Raw genomic sequence first — 14,732 nt, forward strand, 5'->3', positions numbered from 1 at the left:
CTATCCAACACCAAAAACAATAATGACAACAGGGCGACCTGATAATGAATGACATCGCTGCCGTAGCAGGACAATTGGCCAGGCTCAGGGAATCCCTTCAGCAAAAACAGCTGGAACTCGACGGCGTTCTCTCGTTCTCCGATGCAGAGCGTGCCCGCGGCATCCAGTTTATCAACAAGTTGATGCTCTCCTGCCGTGGCTTCGACCGCGAGCTGGATAATCGATTCGCCAAACTCAAGCAGAAACTAGATAACAATCCGGCCTTTACCGCGCTGGATGAGGATCTGCAGGCCATCGAAAAACTGTTGCAGCAGCACAGCAATGCGCTGGAAGAGTCGATCACCCTGACCCAAACCGCCATCGATCTTGGCTCCAGACAGCTGAAAACCATCAAGGGCTTCCCGGAAGAGACCCGCAAATCCCTCAAGGAGTTTCTGGCAAGTCCCGCCGGTTACGGCATTGCCGATCAGCAAAAGAAGGTAATCAAACTGCTGGAGTTCTACCAGCAGGCGATCAAGATCCAGCTGCTGCCCAGCCAGCCTCTGCTGGCACCGGCAGGCGCAGCTCAGCCAGAAAATGCCCCCACCAGCCACGATGGCCAGCCCGATGTCGACCCGTTTGATCTCAAGGATCACGCTCGCATCGCCGACGAGCTGCAGCGGCTCATCACCGAACTCGACTTTGCCGGTGCCATCGGCGAGAGTCTGGGCGACATCCGCCGCCAGTTGCTGATCGGGATCAACCCGGCCCTGCTGGCGGAAACCTGCCTGCAGGTGATTGAGCTCATCATCGAAGGTACCCGTGAGGAGCGCAAAGCCTCCCGCGCCTTCCTCAGCTCCCTCAACGAGAGCCTGTCCGCGGTGCATGTCGGGTTTACCGAATCCCTCGACGAGGGGCGCGCGCTGCAAAACGAAACCAGAGAGACCCGCGAGGCGCTGGTCAGCGAGTTGCAGGCCATCGATCAATCCCTGGCCAGCTATAACTCCCTCGATGCGCTCAAGCGAACCATCTCAGGCCACATGGGCGCCATCAACCTGCTGCTGCAAGAGCGCGAGAGCACAGCGGCGCGAGAGCGTCACCTGCTCACCCGCCTATCCACCATGGAGTCCAAGCTGCGGTTGATGAAGGAGGAGACCGCCGAGTATAAGAAGCGGTTGACCATTCAGAAGCACAAGCTGTTCCTCGACAGCCTGACCCAGGTACACAACCGGGCCGCCCTCGATGAACGGCTGGAGCAGGAGTACAAACGTTGGCTGCGCTACCGCACTCCGCTCTGCATGGCGATCATCGACATCGATCACTTCAAGAACATCAATGACAACTACGGCCATATGGCGGGTGACAAGGCGCTGAAAGTGGTCGCCAAGGCGCTGCAGAGTGCCCTGCGTGACACTGACTTCATCGCCCGTTTCGGCGGGGAAGTGTTCGTGGTGTTGCTGCCCAACATCAACCCGGACAAATTCCAGAAGCCGCTGGAGACCCTGCGCCAGACCATCAAGAGCATCCCGTTCCGTTTTCGCGATGCCAAGGTGGAGATCACCATCTCCATCGGCGCCACCCTGTTCAAGGATGGGGATAACCCGTCCGATGTGTTCGAGCGGGCGGATAAGGCGCTCTACCACGCCAAGAACACCGGTCGGGATCAAGTGACACTGGCCTGACAACCGGCTAAAAAAACAGCGAACAGTCGTCACCCTATTTCCCTCCCCCCTCTGTTACCACTACTATCGATCTCAGGGGATGCTACATGGCGTCCCCTTTTCTCCCCAGGGAAAAACACAACGATAACAAGTGAGTAAAGGGGAACCTATGATTACGCACATCAATCCCGTCGGCAGCATGGATTTGCTGTCACAGCTTGAGGTGGATCGCCTCAAGCAGACTGCCTCCAGCGATATCTATCAACTGTTTCGCAACTGCTCGCTGGCAGTGCTCAACTCCGGTAGCCATACCGACAGCTCCAAGGAGATCCTGGAGCGCTTCAAATCGTTTGATATTCATGTGATCCGGCGCGAGCGCGGGGTCAAGCTGGAACTGTTCAATGCCCCCGAGCACGCCTTTGTCGATGGCGAGATCATTCGCGGCATTCAGGAGCACCTCTTCTCGGTGCTACGCGACATTCTCTATGTCTCCAATCAGCTCGAGTCCAACCGCCAGGTCAATCTGACCAACTCCACCCATATCTCCAACGTGGTGTTCGCCATTCTGCGCAACGCCAAGGTGATCCTGCCCGGCGCCGATCCCAACCTGATCGTCTGCTGGGGTGGCCACTCCATCAACGAGATCGAATACCAGTACACCCGTGCGGTGGGTAGCGAACTGGGCTTGCGTGAGCTGAACATCTGTACCGGTTGCGGCCCGGGCGCCATGGAGGGCCCAATGAAGGGGGCCGCCGTCGGCCATGCCAAGCAGCGGGTACGAAACGGGCGCTACATCGGCCTCACCGAACCCTCCATCATCGCGGCCGAACCGCCCAATCCCATCGTCAACGAGCTGGTGATCCTGCCGGATATCGAGAAGCGGCTGGAAGCCTTCGTGCGTCTGGGCCACGGCATCATCATCTTCCCGGGCGGGGTCGGCACCGCCGAAGAGCTGCTCTATCTGCTCGGCATCATGATGAACCCGGCCAATGAACGCCAGCCGATGCCGATCATTCTGACCGGCCCGAAAGAGAGCGCCGACTACTTCCGTGCCATCGATGACTTCATCAAGGCGACCCTGGGCGAGCCAGCCACCCGGCTCTACCGGATCATCGTCGGCGATGCGCCGGAAGTGGCCCGGGTAATGAAAGAGGCGATGCCGAAGATTCGCGAATATCGCAAATCGGTCGGCGATGCCTACTCATTCAACTGGTCCCTCAAGATTGAGCCGGAGTTCCAGCTCCCGTTCGAGCCGGATCACGCCAGCATGGCCAGTCTGGATCTGCACCGCAACCAGCCGCCGCAACTGCTGGCTGCCAACCTGCGCCGCGCCTTCTCCGGCATCGTGGCTGGCAACGTCAAGGAAGGGGGCATTCGCGCCATCGAGAAGAAAGGCCCCTTCAAGCTACACGGCGACGAGGAGCTGATGCACCTGATGGACAAGCTGCTGGAGAGCTTCGTCAAGCAGCAGCGGATGAAGCTGCCGGGCAGCCAATATGTGCCCTGCTACGAAATCGTCCGCTAGGGTACAGACAGCCACATCATCGACAGAGGGGTGCATCGGCGCCCCTCTTTATTGGTGCTATGCCTTCCCGCATACCATCAATCCCCCATCAGGCGAGTGGTTTGTTACAATGGGGCGTCCCGACCGCCAAGAGTGCCCCATGTCAACTATCCGGCCACACCTGCTCATCATCGATGCCCTCAACCTCATTCGCCGTCTGCACGCGGTACAGGCCCAGCAGGCACTGACCCCTGCCCAAGCGCTGGTCGCCACCCGCGCCAACCTCATCAATACCTGCCGCAAGCTGCTGGCCAATAGCGAACCGACCCATGTCATCGCGGTCTTTGACGGCGAGGTGCACAGCTGGCGCAAGGAGGTCTATCCAGCCTACAAGGAGGGGCGCACGCCCATGCCCCCCGAGCTGCGTGAAGGGCTGGCGACCCTGCAGGATGCTTTCTGGGAGTGCGGTGTCGATGCCCTGCTCTCCGAGACCGATGAGGCGGATGATCTCATCGCCACTCTAGCCTGCGGCATCGCCAGCCACGGCCATCAGGCAACCATCATCTCCACCGACAAAGGGTTCTGTCAGCTCATCTGCCCGCAGATCCGGGTACGCGACTACTTCAACAAACGCTGGCTGGATGCCGCCTTCGTCCAGCAGCAATATGGGGTAATGCCCGCTCAGCTGGTCGACTTCTGGGCCCTGACCGGTATCAGCGGTTCCAATATCAAGGGGGTACCGGGTATCGGCCCCAAGACCGCTACCCAGCTGCTGCAGCAATATGGCAATCTGGCGGCCATGCTCGAGGCCTGCCTTCAAGAGGATGCCGCCAAGCCATTGCTCAAGCTGCGCCAGCATCAGGATGAAGCCCTGCTGGCCCAGCGGCTGGTGCGCTTGCAGCGTGATATTGTGCTGGGATTCAACCTGCGGGACATCCGCTACCCGCCCCAGCCGGACTAAATGGCCGAACAAAAATGCAGGTAAGGGTGCGAACCATGACGAGACTCACCCTCGCTGTTGATGAAAGTGAGTAGAATGTAAAGGAATGTGGTTGGTTTGCTGAGTAAATGCTATAAAGCAGCCCCATCCTCCCCTATACCTTGGAAGTGGAACCCTCTCATGTCCAAAAGAAAAATTACCGTGATCCCCGGCGACGGCATCGGCCCCAGCATCATTGAATCAGCCATCCAGATCCTGACCCATGCGGGCTGCGATTTCGAATACGAATATGCTGATGCAGGCTTGGTTGCCCTCGAGAAGCATGGCGAGCTGCTGCCCCAGGCTACCCTGGATCTGATTGAGAAGAACAAGGTGAGCCTGAAAGGGCCATTGACCACGCCGGTCGGCGGCGGTTTTACCTCCATCAACGTCTCCCTGCGCAAGAAATTCAACCTCTACGCCAACGTGCGTCCGGTCATCTCCTTCAAGGGCACCAAGAGCCGTTACGACAATATCGACATCATCACGGTGCGTGAAAACACCGAAGGGATGTACTCGGGTGCAGGCCAAAAGCGCAGCGATGACAACAAGAGTGCCGAGGCGATGAGCATCATCACTCGTGAAGGGGCCGAGCGCATCGTCAAGTTTGCCTTCGAGCTGGCTCGTCAGGAAGGGCGCAAGAAGGTCACCATCATCCACAAGGCTAACATCCTCAAGTCGACCTCCGGCCTGTTCCTCGAAGTAGCCCGTGAAATCGCCAGCCACTACCCAGATATCCAGAGCGAAGAGATGATCGTCGATGCCGCCTGCATGAACCTGGTGATGTACCCGGAGCGTTTCGATGTCATGGTCACCACCAACCTGTTCGGCGATATCCTTTCGGATCTTTGCGCCGGTCTGGTTGGCGGCCTTGGTATGGCGCCCGGCGCCAACATCGGCGATGGCGCCGCCATCTTCGAAGCGGTGCACGGCTCGGCACCGGATATCGCAGGCAAGAATATCGCCAACCCGACCTCGGTGATCCTCGCCTCCATTCAGATGCTGGAGTACCTCGGCATGCAGGATAAAGCAGAGCGGATCCGCGAAGCGGTGCGAGCTACCATCGAATCCGGTGATCGGGTCACCCGCGATCTGGGTGGCACGGCTTCCACCAGCGAATTCACCCAGGCCATCATCGATCGTATGTGAGTTAATTCATTGATTTTAAAAGGGAGCTTCGGCTCCCTTTTTTATATTTCCGAATCCTTTGCCACTCCCCGAACAGCAACTATGTTCAATAGAGAAGAAGAACAGGGAGTGTTTTTCATGAAGGGATACGGGTGCTATCTGGTGTCGGGTCTGATGCTGGTTTGTGGCACTGCCAGTGCCTTCGAACAGGCCCAATCAACCCAAATCGCCAAACTGCCACAGCAGGAAAAACGGACTGCCACCGAGGTATGGCGTTCAAGCCTGGATACCAACGACCTGCTCAAGGCACCCAAACCCCTGTCGTTTGGGATTGAAGTCTCCACCGACAACTTTGGTAATCAAAAGATCACCTCCTACCCGCAGCTCAATCTGACCCCGGAAAAGAGCATCAGTCTGTCGATTGAACGCTTCAGACCCAAGGTCAAATTCAAAGCCGGTGGACTGCATACGGCAATCAGATTGAGAGGGGATGGCATCAAAATGCAGTTCAATCCGGTCGACAAAACCTTCCCGCTGCAGATAGAGATCAAGGTGACCGACGACGAATCCTCCCTGCGCCTCGATTACCGTTTCTGATATTTTCCGGCAGCCGCATAGCAAAAGGCCGACAGGTTTCCCTGTCGGCCTTGGTAATTATCGTTCGGGCTGAACGGCTACATCACGCCTTGGGCTCGAGTTTGGAGACCCAGTACTTGTTGTAAACATGCACGGTGATCTCTTCTCGATCGTGATAGAGCTGCTTGGCCTGGATCACGAACGCGTTGTCGATCTCCTTGAGCATCTCGCGCAGCACTTCGATGTTGTGTACCGATTCCGCATAACGCTTCTTCATCGGCAGCTTGAGGTTGAACATCGCCTCCTGGCAGTCGCCCTCACGGAACCAGTCCGCAATCATGTGAACGACCCGCGCCGGTTTATCGACCATGTCGCACACCAGCCAGTAGGTGTTCTTCTTGCTCGGACGCCAGACGAAACCGTCATCCCGGATATGCTTGACCTGACCGGTATCCATCAGGGATTGGGCCATCATGCCGTTGTCGACCGCTGTAACCATCATGCCACGACGCACCAGCTGATAGGTCCAGCCACCCGGGCAGGCGCCCAGATCCACCGCCTTCATGCCTGAGCAGAGACGCACATCCCACTCTTCCCGCGGCACGAACACGTAAAACGCCTCCTCCAGCTTGAGGCTGGAGCGGCTCGGCGCATCGGCCGGGAAGCGCAGGCGCGGGATCCCCATGTGGAATCCGGAGTTGTTGAACGAATAGGAGTAGCCCAGCAACACGTGATCATTGGCCATGAAGAAGGCGTGGAACACCGGACGGTTTGGCGTCTCCTTCTTGGTCAGGATCTCGTTGCTGCGCAGCGCCTGACGCAGCGGCACGGTGAACTTGCGGCAGAAGGCCGACAGCTCTTTCGCTTCGTTGGTATCCGCGGTTTCGACACGCAGATCGCCGCAAATGGTGTATTCGCGAACCGCCTCGATGATGGGAGTGATCCTGTCCGCGACATCCAGCGCCTTCAGCTCATGGGTCACCACCAGCATCTGACGGATGAAGATGAGCTCCCGGAACGGCAGCTTGCGAGCCAGCAGGTCCGCCTGCTCCTCGTCATACAGTTCGAAGATCACATAACCGCTGTCGTCCTTGACCCGGGCGAAACCGTAGCACTGCATGTTACCGGCACGCTCGGTGATCTCTGCAGCCGCCTCTTTCTCAAAACCGGGGCGGCAATAAAGCAGCAGATTATTCATTTTTTCCTCCAAGACGACAGCCGGCCCAAATCAAAGCCGCCCATCCCAACATAAAACAGAGGCCACCAGCCGGGGTAATCAGCCCCAGCCCCTTGCTGCCAAGCAGCACCATGGCGTAAATACTGCCGGAGAATCCGATGATCCCCAGCACAAAGGCGGTGCCAGCCAGGTGGATCACCTTGCTGCGCACACCACACCAACCCAGAGCCAGCAGGGCCAATGCGTGAAAAAACTGATACTGCACGGCGGTATTGAACGCCGCCAGACGCTCGGGCGTAATGCCGGTCGCCGCCAATCCATGAGCGCCATACGCCCCCAACATGGTGGCCGTCAACCCGAAGAGACCGGCCAGTATCAGCCAATGTCGATGGATCTGCATCCTCACTCTCCCTCTCTCATCACGGCTGGCAACAACAAGGCCAGTCCACTCTAGCTATCCGTGCCGGGCCACAAAATGGCTGATAGCCGCCGCCGCATGCTGCATATTCTCCTGCTCACTCACGCCACTGGCTTTACGCGGTTTGAAACCATGATCACCATCGGTCAACCAATGGACCGATACGGCGGGTGAGAAGGGGAAATCGGCCAGTTCGGCGCGACTACCGAAGGTGTCGCGCTCCCCCTGCAACAGCAGGGTTGGCACTGCAATATGCTTGAGTACCTCGCCTCGCCAACTGTCGGGCTTGACCGGAGGGTGGAAAGGATACCCGAGAATGAGCAATCCTGCAGCATTCATCTCACCCTCGCCTTCACTATACAGTTCCGCCGCCATCCGCCCGCCCATCGACTTGCCCGCCAGAAACAGCCGTGGATGGGCAAACTCGCGGATCATTTCATGCCAGTGTTCAAGCAATACAGGCTGCCGATCAGGCGGCCTGCGTATGCCATCCAAAGCCCGTTTGGCCATATAGGGGAAGTTGAAGCGCACCACTTCGATGTCGGGGCCAGCCAGCAGGCGTGACAACTCGGCAAGAAAGGCGTGTTCCATCCCGGCGCCCGCACCGTGGGCCAGCAAAATGCGAACGGGGGCATCAATTGCCCCCTCGCGGATCACCTCAGGCATCGGCGAGCCTTGCCCTGCGACGCGCCTCTTCCTGCTCTACCAGCTCCAGCATCCAGTCGCGGAAGGCTACGATCTTGCCCTGATCCGACTGTTGCTCCTGGCACACCAGATAGAAGGCATTTTTGCTCACCAACACCTGCTCGAACGGGCAGATAAGACGGCCGGCCTCAATCTCGGGTTGCGCCAGCACGCTGTGGCCAAGCGCCACCCCCTGACCATGGATCGCCGCCTGGATTACCATGGTGGAGTGGCTGAAGATGGGCCCCTGATTGACGTTGGGTGCATCGATATCGAGCTGGCGGAACCAGGCCTTCCAGTCACGGCGGGAGGTATCGTGCAGCAGGGTATGAAGAGTCAAATCTTGCGGCGTACGCAGCGGTTTTGGCCCGGTCAACAGCAAGGGGGAGCAGACCGGGATCAGGTATTCGGTATGCAGCTTGTCGCAACGCAGACCCGGCCAGTTGCCACGCCCGTAGTAGATGGCAACATCTACGTCGTCGGTGAGCGACCCTTCGTCGAGATCGACCGCCTTGATCCGCACATCGATATCGGGGTGGCGTTCGCTGAACTTGACCAAGCGCGGCACCAGCCACTGGATGGCGAAACTCGGCTGCAGACTGACGGTCAACGCCCCCTTGGCACTGCGGGCCAGCAGCTTGTCGGTCGCCTCAGAGATGGAGGCAAAGATATCCTTGATATCCAGGAAATAGCCCTGCCCCTCTTCGGTCAGCAACAAGGAGCGGTTTTTACGGCGGAACAGCTTGATGCCAAGATACTCCTCCAGCGCCTTGATCTGGTGACTGATGGCAGCCTGAGTCACAAACAACTCTTCTGCTGCGCGGGTAAAGCTTAAGTGACGAGCCGCTGCTTCAAACGCCTTAAGGGCATTGAGCGGAGGTAAACGACGAGACATGACACCAGCCGACGATGAGTTTTTCTAATGGGGCGCATTATAATTTGTCGGTTGCGGGTCGACCAGTGAATAAACATAATTCGCCCAGCAATCAGTCGTCATATGGCTCACATTTTCTACTACATGTTGGTTTACATGTGTTTTTCGTGAGTCTTTCGACTGTGATTGTGGTGTTGTGTTTCTTCCTCTGCGGGAAGAGGGGCTCAAATCTTCTCGATTTGACCCAGTCTGTCATCTGAATGTGTTTGGCGCCTCCAGCTGGATGGCGCCTTTTTTGATCTCGCTATACCTTGAACTGCCCCACCAGTTGCTGCTGTTTGTCAGCGAGAGCGGAGAGCTCGCGACCATTTTCGGCGGAGGTCGCCGCTTCGGCCCGAATGGTGTGGCTCACATCGCGAATGTTGCTGACGTTACGGTTGATCTCGTCCGCCACCCGGCTCTGCTCCTGCGCCGCTCGGGCAATCTGCTCGTTCATCTGATGGATGGTGGAGACCGACTGGATGATCTGCTCCAGCACCTGCACCGAGAGATCCACCTTGGCGAGCGTCTCGTCAGCCTGGCCATGACCATCGCGGATCGCCTTGACCACGGCGCCAGTACCGGACTGCAGCTGGCTGATCAGGGTCTGGATCTCGACGATGGCATTCTGGGTACGACCGGCCAGATTGCGCACCTCATCGGCCACCACGGCAAAGCCACGCCCCTGCTCACCGGCCCGCGCCGCTTCAATGGCCGCGTTCAGCGCCAGCAAGTTGGTCTGTTCGGCAATCCCCTGAATAACGGTGAGAATGTCATTGATGTTGCCACTGTTGGCCGAGAGCCGCTCCACCACCGGCTGGGCATCGTTGATGATGGTCATCAGCTTGCGCATCGCCTCTTGGGTGTCAGCCACCACATATTTGCCCTCTTGCGCCGCGGCATCGGTGGTGTTGGCGGCCGCCACCGCCAAGCTGGCATTGCCGGAGACCTGCATCGCCGTGGCGCTCAGCTCTTCAAACGCCGTCGCCACCAGATCGATCTCCTGATACTGGTCCTGCATGCCGCTGCTGGTGCGCTCGGCCACCTGCGCCGCCCGCTCAGCACTGTTGCGGGTGCCGGCAACGGTATCAATCACCTGGCTGATGGTCGATTGCAGCTTGTTGAGGAAGCTGTTGAACCACTTGGCCAGCTCGCCAATCTCGTCTTGCCGCTGGATCTCGATGCGCTGGGTCAAATCCCCCTCGCCGCTGGCAATATCCTTGAGGCGAGCAACCACGGCGCGAATAGGTGCCACGATCTGGCGCGCCATCCACCAGATAAAGCTCAGGGCCACCAGCGAGATCAGCACTCCGATAGAGAGTTGCGAGACCACGCTGCGATTGGCCTCACTGGCCAGATCATCCTGCAGTTGCTGGGCCGAGGCCAACACTACGGCCCGTGGTAATTCAATGTAGATGCCCCATTTACGATCGGTACCACGCATGGAGACCGGCACAAAGCTCTGCAACAGGGCGCCATCGCGGCTCCAGCGCGTCTGTTCCTGACCCTGATTGAGCCAGCCTTTCAGCTCGCTGGCCAGCCCTTGATACATCTGATCCAGCTCCCGCCCCAAGGTCACATCAAACTCATCGGCACCCGCCACGCGCCCCTCATGACTGACCAGCAAGATTCTGCCTTTGCCGTCATAGAGCTCCTTGTCCATGGTAGAGACCAGATCCTGCAAGGTCGTCAGGGAGATATCAACGCCAGCTACCCCCAGTAATGTTCCCTGCTCCAGCAAAGGTACTGAGACTGAGGTAATCAAGACTTTCTTGTCGCCGACATCGTCCAGATAGGGTTCCAGCAGGCAGAGTGCCCGGGTGCGAATGCTGCAGCGATACCACTCGTTTTCAACACCACCGGCCTCGGTCGGGCTGTCGTCAGCAAGCACATCTTCATTCTGCACCTCGGGCACCAGCTTGCCGTTGTCATACGCCCAATAACTGGAGAAGCGCCCCTTGTCGTTGGCGCCGAGCGCGGTCGAGCCCTCATAGTTACTGTCTTCCCCATCCAGCTGATCGGGTTCGAACACCGTATAGACGCCGAGCAGATTGGTCGATGAGGCAACGGCATCGTGCAGTTGCTGATTGATGGCGCTGCGCAGCGCCTCTGACGGGACAAAGTTTTCGGCCCCATTCTTGCGCTGGAACAGAACGCTCTCGGCCAGCAAGCTGGCACGAAAATAGGCTTCATCGAGATAGCTGGTCACCTTGGCCGCCTGCTCCGAGCCCATCGCCTTCATCCAGTTTTCGGCTGACTGCTGCGCCTCATGCAGAGTGGCTTGTCGCACCTGCGTTTGCATCTTGTTCGCGTTGTAAATCGAGGAGGCAACCAGAGCGGCGGCGGTGACCAGCAGACAGCAACCGGTGATCAGGGTAATCCGACCCTGGACAGAAAGAGCATTCATGCCAATATTCCTACTTCATGCAGATATGGGTAGAGTATCGACTTTATAAACAAAAACTTAACTCTCTCACAGCAAATCCAGCGATAGCTGGTTAACTTCCCCCTCTTTTGGCAGACCCACCACCAGCCCCAGCAGACGTACCGAACGCCCCTGTGCCCGTTGCAATCCCTCCTTGAGCAGCGGGGCAAACAAGGCTGGCTGATAACCACCCTGACTGCGATAAACGGTGGTCTGATGGAAATCGGCAAACTTGAGCTTGATTCCCTGACCCATCACTTGCCCGGCAGGACACGCCAGCTGGAATCGCCGCTCCAGCTCCGGCAACAGTTGCTGCAATACCGTCAGACAGGCGGCTTCGTCACAGAGATCGCTCGCCAGCGTGGTTTCCACCCCGATGGTTTTGCGGATCCGCTGCGCCTGCACCGGCTGTTCATCCAGCCCCCAGATCCGGGTCGTCAGCATCTCGCCCAGCTTGCCAAAACGACTGCACAGCTCTTGTGCCGACAAGGTTCGCGCATCCTCGCAGGTGTAGAGCCCCTGCGCCTCCAGCCGCTCGGCGGTCTTGCGGCCCACCCCGGGCAGTTTGCCGAGGGGCAACTGGCAGACAAATTCGGCCACCTCGTCGGGGCGAATGACAAACAGACCATCGGGTTTGCGCTGCTCCGAGGCGATCTTGGCGAGAAACTTGTTGGGCGCCACACCCGCCGAAGCGGTCAATCCCAGTTCGGTGACGATGGCTTGCCGGATCTCTTGCGCCATCAGGGTGGCACTGCCACCACAACAGCGACTGTGGGTCACGTCGAGATAGGCTTCATCCAGCGACAACGGTTCAACCTGATCGGTATAGCGCAGGAAAATGGCCCTGAGCTGACGGGAGATATCCTTGTACACCGCCATCCGCCCCGGGATCAGTACCAGCGGCGGGCAGAGCTTTTTCGCCAGTGCACTCGGCATGGCGGAACGCACCCCGAACCGGCGCGCCACGTAGTTGCAAGTCGAGATAACACCGCGCCGCTCTGAGGCTCCCCCTATGGCGAGCGGCACCTCCCGCAGCGCCGGGTTGTCCCGCATCTCTACCGCGGCAAAAAAGCAGTCCATGTCGATATGGATGATCTTGCGCATACCACTGTATAAATAAACAGACATGGCATCATCTTACCCCAAGGATAACTGCAGCTCTATCTCTCTCGTTGCGGCTAAAATGGTAGACTCCAAGGAGACCTTTTCTACCACAATGACAAGGAGCGTTCGGGATGAAATATCTTTGGCTGGGACTCGGGTTGCTGCCGCTGACCGGCATCGGCAAGAACAACCCGACGGCAGAGTGCCGCTGGCTGTACGACCGGATTGAGATACTGGAGCAGGCCATCAAGAAAGGGGACAAGCTCGGCACAAAGCAAGAGTTGTCACGCTGGCGCGAAGAGTTTCGCAAGAAGGAGTGCAAACAGTACGACTACTGAGCCGGACAAGATGGCGTGGCCGGCAACGGCAGATAACAAACGGGCCCCGATCAAGCTGATCGGGGCCCGTTTTTCAACATATGGCTAGCTGGATTCAGCAGCAGAGTGCGCTCAAGGCAGCACCATAGGGCCAGCGACGGCGGCCACCACTTCATCCCCGCGCAGAACCCGGACCAGTTCGAGCGCAAACTCGATGGCGCTGCCCGGCCCCTGACTGGTGATAAGGCGATGAGCCTCATCCCTTACTACCCGCTCATGTGACAACTGCGATGTCGGTAATCGGGACTGAAAGCCGGGATGGCTAGTGACGATGGCACCATCCAGCAGGCCATGATGTTGCAACACCACTACGGGGGCGGCGCAGATAGCAGCGCGCCAGCGACCAAGAGCAGCATGCTCTTTGAGCAGATCGATGGCCAGCTGAGTATCGCGGATCACTTCACTGCCGGGCAGACCGCCGGGTACCACGATGGCTTCAAAGTCCCGACGGGTCAGCTCGTCGATATGACAATCGGCCACCAGCTGTACCCCGCGCGATGCCTTCACCTGCCGGGATCCGGCTGGGCAACAAGAGGCCAGCACCACCTCAATGCTGGCACGCACCAAGGTATCGACAATGGCGACCGTCTCTATCTCTTCCGACCCGGGGGCCACCAGCACCAGTACACTCACTCCCGCCTCCTTGCTGCTTGCTCTGCCATGTAAAGGGTCAGGCGGCCTGACTCTTCTCTTTTATCGCCTGATAGAGACCCTGATTGACCGGCACGGCGATGCCATGCTGGGCAGCCTTGGCCAGCAGGAAACCGGTAATGGCCTCAATCTCGGTCTCTCGTCCCAGCTCCATATCCTGATACATGGAGGAGTAATTGTCAGCGGTCAGTTCCACCACCGTCATCACTCGGCGCTGCAACTCTTCTGCCGTGGTAGTAATGCCTTCGGCGCACATCACATCCGCCACTTCCACGCAGATCTGCCGCTGGGCATCAGCAAAACGGGGGCCCGCCAACTCGCCATTTTTCAGCTTGTAGAGGGCCGTCAGGGGATTGATGGCACAGTTGATAGCCAGCTTTTGCCACTGACGTACCAATACCTGCTCATCCCAACCAGCCTGACCAAGCGCCAGCGCCAGCTCATCCGCGAGCGCGGCGTGGGCCTTGGCGGCTTCATTGATCGGGCCAAGCCAGGTTTCGCCCTTGCCAGTATGACGGAAGACGAAATGGCCACCCTGCATGGCGCCATGGCTGGTGACGCCAGCAATCACCGGGTTGTGCGGGAACATCTCGACCACCTGCTCGGCAATGCCCATCCCGTTGTGCAGCAGCACGATCGGCACGCCAGCATCCAGTTTGCCCACCAGCGGCGCCAGTGCGGCAACCACCTGACTGGCCTTGGTCATCACCAGCAGTCGCTTTATCTTGCCAGGTTTGCTGACAAATCCACGCTCGATATTGAGCAGTTGTACCTGCCCCTCCAGCGAGGTGAAATCGAACCCCGGATGGAGCGTGGACTTATGGTGTTCGCGCAACAAGACTCGGGTGGATTGACCGCTCTGGGTCAGCAGGGAGGCAAAAACGCCGCCGAGGGCGCCACAACCCAACAGTGACCACTGCGGGATCACAGGTGGCATAACGGGCTGTCGGGAATTTTTTAATCCGCTTGGCATGGTGTGACTCTGTCAGGGTAAGGGTTGCAATCCTCTCAACCTGTTACCGGAGATAAGTGAAGAACTCGCTGGTGGACGCTAACGGGTCCACCCATCCTGTGCGCAGGGGATTCTAGCAGAGCAGCCCTATCAAAATCAGCAAATTTGCCCGTTTTCTGGTAGATTTGCCCCCCGATAACGCAA

At 58.4% G+C, this 14,732-nt stretch carries 14 protein-coding genes; 6 read left to right on the forward strand and 8 right to left on the reverse strand.

Translation table 11 applies throughout. The features are described from left to right. The first annotated feature begins 44 nt into the window (after nt 1–44). The 5 genes from PG888_RS05800 (at nt 45) to PG888_RS05820 (ending at nt 5,848) form a co-directional block, all read left to right on the forward strand. A complete protein-coding gene (locus PG888_RS05800) occupies nt 45–1,661 on the forward strand; it encodes a GGDEF domain-containing protein (protein ID WP_182939053.1) in 1,617 nt (538 codons plus the stop codon). A gap of 148 nt (nt 1,662–1,809) precedes the next feature. Next, complete coding sequence (ppnN, locus tag PG888_RS05805; RefSeq protein ID WP_182939052.1) at nt 1,810–3,165, forward strand: nucleotide 5'-monophosphate nucleosidase PpnN; 1,356 nt, start codon at nt 1,810–1,812, stop codon at nt 3,163–3,165. 139 nt (nt 3,166–3,304) lie between these two features. Further along, nucleotides 3,305–4,105 (forward strand): flap endonuclease Xni, encoded by an 801-nt coding sequence (gene xni, locus PG888_RS05810; RefSeq protein ID WP_182939051.1) that lies wholly within the window; start codon nt 3,305–3,307, stop codon nt 4,103–4,105. Nucleotides 4,106–4,264: 159 nt separating this feature from the next. Beyond that, entirely contained in the window at nt 4,265–5,272 is a 1,008-nt protein-coding gene (locus PG888_RS05815; RefSeq protein ID WP_182939050.1) for an isocitrate dehydrogenase, read from the forward strand. 117 nt (nt 5,273–5,389) lie between these two features. Beyond that, nucleotides 5,390–5,848 (forward strand): hypothetical protein, encoded by a 459-nt coding sequence (locus PG888_RS05820; protein ID WP_182939049.1) that lies wholly within the window; start codon nt 5,390–5,392, stop codon nt 5,846–5,848. A gap of 82 nt (nt 5,849–5,930) precedes the next feature. Here the strand turns inward: PG888_RS05820 and rlmM are convergent, their stop codons facing one another. The 6 genes from rlmM to dinB all read right to left on the reverse strand — a co-directional run bounded on the left by rlmM (nt 5,931) and on the right by dinB (nt 12,548). Then, entirely contained in the window at nt 5,931–7,025 is a 1,095-nt protein-coding gene (rlmM, locus tag PG888_RS05825) for a 23S rRNA (cytidine(2498)-2'-O)-methyltransferase RlmM (protein WP_182939048.1), read from the reverse strand. Further along, nucleotides 7,018–7,404: a DUF423 domain-containing protein gene (locus tag PG888_RS05830; RefSeq protein WP_182939047.1), complete on the reverse strand. Its 387-nt coding sequence runs from the start codon at nt 7,402–7,404 to the stop codon at nt 7,018–7,020. The genes rlmM and PG888_RS05830 overlap by 8 nt, the downstream gene beginning before the upstream one ends. A gap of 54 nt (nt 7,405–7,458) precedes the next feature. Continuing rightward, nucleotides 7,459–8,088, reverse strand: coding sequence for an alpha/beta family hydrolase (locus PG888_RS05835; RefSeq protein ID WP_182939046.1), 630 nt, complete (start codon nt 8,086–8,088; stop codon nt 7,459–7,461). Then, nucleotides 8,081–9,001 carry a transcriptional regulator GcvA gene (locus tag PG888_RS05840; RefSeq protein ID WP_042058376.1) on the reverse strand — a complete coding sequence of 307 codons (921 nt, stop codon included), beginning with the start codon at nt 8,999–9,001 and terminating at the stop codon, nt 8,081–8,083. The genes PG888_RS05835 and PG888_RS05840 overlap by 8 nt, the downstream gene beginning before the upstream one ends. 283 nt (nt 9,002–9,284) lie before the next feature. Next, nucleotides 9,285–11,426: a methyl-accepting chemotaxis protein gene (locus PG888_RS05845; protein ID WP_182939045.1), complete on the reverse strand. Its 2,142-nt coding sequence runs from the start codon at nt 11,424–11,426 to the stop codon at nt 9,285–9,287. A gap of 66 nt (nt 11,427–11,492) precedes the next feature. Continuing rightward, a complete protein-coding gene (gene dinB, locus PG888_RS05850; RefSeq protein ID WP_139707965.1) occupies nt 11,493–12,548 on the reverse strand; it encodes a DNA polymerase IV in 1,056 nt (351 codons plus the stop codon). Nucleotides 12,549–12,679: 131 nt separating this feature from the next. Between dinB and PG888_RS05855 the strand changes: the two genes are divergently transcribed. Then, nucleotides 12,680–12,886: a hypothetical protein gene (locus tag PG888_RS05855; RefSeq protein WP_182939044.1), complete on the forward strand. Its 207-nt coding sequence runs from the start codon at nt 12,680–12,682 to the stop codon at nt 12,884–12,886. Nucleotides 12,887–12,997: 111 nt separating this feature from the next. Here PG888_RS05855 and PG888_RS05860 read toward each other — a convergent pair whose 3' ends face one another. Beyond that, nucleotides 12,998–13,558, reverse strand: a complete 561-nt coding sequence (locus PG888_RS05860) for a DJ-1 family glyoxalase III (RefSeq protein ID WP_182939043.1) — start codon at nt 13,556–13,558, stop codon at nt 12,998–13,000. A 37-nt stretch (nt 13,559–13,595) separates the two neighbouring features. After that, nucleotides 13,596–14,549 (reverse strand): ketopantoate reductase family protein, encoded by a 954-nt coding sequence (locus tag PG888_RS05865; RefSeq protein ID WP_182939042.1) that lies wholly within the window; start codon nt 14,547–14,549, stop codon nt 13,596–13,598. Between the last annotated feature and the right edge of the window lie 183 nt (nt 14,550–14,732).

The organism is Aeromonas sp. QDB23, assembly GCF_027707745.1.
In the GTDB taxonomy this organism is placed as follows: Bacteria; Pseudomonadota; Gammaproteobacteria; order Enterobacterales; family Aeromonadaceae; genus Aeromonas; species Aeromonas allosaccharophila.

Bases quoted from the DNA above. Each gene is read 5' to 3' on its own strand.
- PG888_RS05800 (WP_182939053.1), top strand. From the start codon at position 45: ATGAATGACATCGCTGCCGTAGCAGGACAATTGGCCAGGCTCAGGGAA.
- ppnN (WP_182939052.1), top strand. From the start codon at position 1,810: ATGATTACGCACATCAATCCCGTCGGCAGCATGGATTTGCTGTCACAG.
- xni (WP_182939051.1), top strand. From the start codon at position 3,305: ATGTCAACTATCCGGCCACACCTGCTCATCATCGATGCCCTCAACCTC.
- PG888_RS05815 (WP_182939050.1), top strand. From the start codon at position 4,265: ATGTCCAAAAGAAAAATTACCGTGATCCCCGGCGACGGCATCGGCCCC.
- PG888_RS05820 (WP_182939049.1), top strand. From the start codon at position 5,390: ATGAAGGGATACGGGTGCTATCTGGTGTCGGGTCTGATGCTGGTTTGT.
- rlmM (WP_182939048.1), bottom strand. From the start codon at position 7,025: ATGAATAATCTGCTGCTTTATTGCCGCCCCGGTTTTGAGAAAGAGGCG.
- PG888_RS05830 (WP_182939047.1), bottom strand. From the start codon at position 7,404: ATGCAGATCCATCGACATTGGCTGATACTGGCCGGTCTCTTCGGGTTG.
- PG888_RS05835 (WP_182939046.1), bottom strand. From the start codon at position 8,088: ATGCCTGAGGTGATCCGCGAGGGGGCAATTGATGCCCCCGTTCGCATT.
- PG888_RS05840 (WP_042058376.1), bottom strand. From the start codon at position 9,001: ATGTCTCGTCGTTTACCTCCGCTCAATGCCCTTAAGGCGTTTGAAGCA.
- PG888_RS05845 (WP_182939045.1), bottom strand. From the start codon at position 11,426: ATGAATGCTCTTTCTGTCCAGGGTCGGATTACCCTGATCACCGGTTGC.
- dinB (WP_139707965.1), bottom strand. From the start codon at position 12,548: ATGCGCAAGATCATCCATATCGACATGGACTGCTTTTTTGCCGCGGTA.
- PG888_RS05855 (WP_182939044.1), top strand. From the start codon at position 12,680: ATGAAATATCTTTGGCTGGGACTCGGGTTGCTGCCGCTGACCGGCATC.
- PG888_RS05865 (WP_182939042.1), bottom strand. From the start codon at position 14,549: ATGCCAAGCGGATTAAAAAATTCCCGACAGCCCGTTATGCCACCTGTG.